This is a genomic window from Streptococcus oralis, from assembly GCF_001578945.1.
Lineage (GTDB): Bacteria > Bacillota > Bacilli > Lactobacillales > Streptococcaceae > Streptococcus > Streptococcus oralis_Q.
The window spans coordinates 470,983-473,528 of record NZ_KQ969551.1 but is presented as its reverse complement, the minus strand read 5'-3'; the positions used below and the strand labels follow the sequence as shown (position 1 = coordinate 473,528).

The 2,546-nt window shown below is 44.1% G+C and carries 3 protein-coding genes; 2 read left to right on the top strand and 1 reads right to left on the bottom strand.

What is annotated here, in order from left to right; all coding sequences use genetic code 11:
- Window positions 1-117, bottom strand: a 117-nt coding sequence (locus SORDD16_RS10605) for a glycerol-3-phosphate acyltransferase (RefSeq protein ID WP_241734013.1), incomplete at its 3' end; no start/stop codon positions are given.
- A gap of 135 nt (window positions 118-252) precedes the next feature.
- On the opposite strand from SORDD16_RS10605, the gene parE reads away from it, so the two are divergent.
- Both parE and SORDD16_RS11780 read left to right on the top strand, forming a co-directional pair.
- A complete protein-coding gene (gene parE, locus SORDD16_RS04950) occupies window positions 253-2,196 on the top strand; it encodes a DNA topoisomerase IV subunit B (protein WP_061452577.1) in 1,944 nt (647 codons plus the stop codon).
- A gap of 22 nt (window positions 2,197-2,218) precedes the next feature.
- The coding region (locus SORDD16_RS11780; RefSeq protein WP_241733993.1) for a DNA cytosine methyltransferase at window positions 2,219-2,546 on the top strand (328 nt) is incomplete at its 3' end.

Genomic DNA, 2,546 nt, shown 5'->3' with positions numbered 1-2,546 from the left:
GGTGTTTCCAGAACCGTGTTCGCGCAGATTTGTTTGAAAGAAGATTTGTCCAATCCAAAGACCAGACGGAATCGAACCCAGCAGATAAGCTAAAATTAATAATACAAATGTCATCATAGACCTATTATACCATGAAATGGTATAGAAAGTCAGAGAATATCCTGTGAAATTGTGACGGCTGAAAGGGAAAAGCTTTGCAAAATCGCTAGAAAACCTGTAAAATAGAAAAGATGAACAAATAGGAGGTTCCTTGTGTCAAAAAAGGAAATCAATATTAATAACTACAATGATGATGCCATTCAGGTGCTAGAAGGGTTGGATGCGGTTCGTAAACGTCCGGGGATGTATATCGGATCGACCGACGGTGCTGGTCTCCACCATCTAGTTTGGGAAATAGTGGACAATGCAGTCGATGAAGCCTTGTCTGGCTTTGGTGATCGCATTGATGTGACCATCAATAAAGACGGCAGTTTAACCGTTCAAGACCATGGCCGTGGGATGCCGACCGGGATGCACACCACGGGAATTCCAACCGTAGAGGTTATCTTTACCATTCTTCACGCCGGAGGAAAATTCGGTCAAGGGGGTTATAAGACATCTGGAGGTCTCCACGGAGTCGGTTCTTCTGTTGTTAATGCCCTTTCTAGTTGGCTAGAAGTAGAAATCACCCGTGACGGTGCAGTCTACAAGCAACGTTTTGAAAATGGTGGAAAACCTGCCACGACTTTGAAGAAAATTGGTACAGCACCCAAGTCTAAAACAGGTACCAAGGTTACCTTCATGCCTGACGCAACGATTTTTTCTACGACTGATTTCAAGTACAATACCATTTCAGAACGACTCAATGAGTCAGCCTTCCTCTTGAAAAATGTGACCTTGTCTCTGACAGACAAACGAACAGATGAAGCAATCGAGTTCCACTATGAAAATGGGGTTCAGGACTTTGTATCCTATCTGAACGAAGACAAGGAAACCTTGACACCAGTTCTGTACTTTGAAGGCGAAGACAATGGTTTCCAAGTGGAAGTTGCCCTCCAGTACAATGATGGATTTTCAGATAACATTCTGTCCTTTGTCAATAACGTTCGTACTAAAGATGGTGGAACACATGAGACAGGACTCAAGTCTGCCATTACTAAGGTCATGAACGATTATGCGCGTAAGACGGGACTTCTCAAGGAAAAAGATAAAAACCTTGAAGGTTCAGATTATCGTGAGGGACTAGCAGCTGTTCTTTCTATCCTAGTTCCGGAAGAACACTTGCAGTTTGAAGGACAGACAAAGGATAAACTGGGGAGTCCACTAGCTCGTCCGGTTGTGGATGGAATTGTGGCTGATAAGTTGACCTTCTTCCTAATGGAGAATGGGGAACTGGCTTCAAATCTCATCAGAAAGGCTATCAAGGCGCGTGATGCTCGTGAGGCGGCTCGCAAAGCGCGTGATGAGAGCCGAAATGGTAAGAAAAATAAGAAAGACAAGGGCTTGTTGTCTGGAAAATTGACCCCAGCCCAGTCTAAGAATCCTGCTAAGAATGAACTCTATCTGGTCGAGGGAGACTCTGCCGGCGGTTCTGCCAAGCAAGGCCGTGACCGCAAGTTCCAGGCTATTCTACCTCTACGTGGTAAGGTTATCAATACAGCTAAGGCCAAGATGGCAGATATCCTCAAAAATGAAGAAATCAACACCATGATTTATACCATCGGTGCGGGTGTGGGAGCAGACTTCTCCATTGAAGATGCCAACTATGACAAGATCATTATCATGACCGATGCGGATACTGATGGTGCCCATATCCAGACCTTGCTCTTGACATTTTTCTACCGCTACATGCGTCCGCTAGTCGAGGCAGGACATGTCTATATCGCCCTTCCGCCTCTTTACAAGATGTCCAAAGGTAAAGGCAAGAAAGAAGAAGTGGCCTATGCTTGGACGGACGGAGAACTAGAAGAACTTCGCAAGCAGTTCGGTAAAGGTGCTACCCTCCAACGCTACAAAGGTCTTGGTGAGATGAATGCAGACCAGCTCTGGGAAACAACCATGAATCCAGAAACCCGCACTCTTATCCGTGTCACAATCGAAGACCTAGCACGCGCTGAACGCCGTGTCAATGTCCTCATGGGAGACAAGGTTGAACCACGCCGCAAGTGGATTGAAGATAATGTCAAGTTCACGCTGGAAGAGAGTGGGGCGTTTTAAGTATTTTAACGAGGAAACAATATTGAAAGTTATAGAATTATTTGCAGGTGCTGGTGGCCTCGCACTTGGAATAGAAAAAGCTGGCTTTGAAGCTATTGGGCTTATTGAATTTGATAAAGCTGCTACTGAAACATTAAAATATAATAGACCTAAGTGGAATGTGATTCATGATGATATTGCTAATATTTCTTCTTTAAATTTAGAGGAATATTTCAATATAAAAAAGGGAGAGTTGGATTTATTAAGCGGAGGTGCTCCGTGTCAGTCATTTTCATATGCTGGAAATCGACTAGGTCTCGAAGACGCTCGAGGAACATTATTTTATCACTATGCTGTCTTTCTAGATAAGC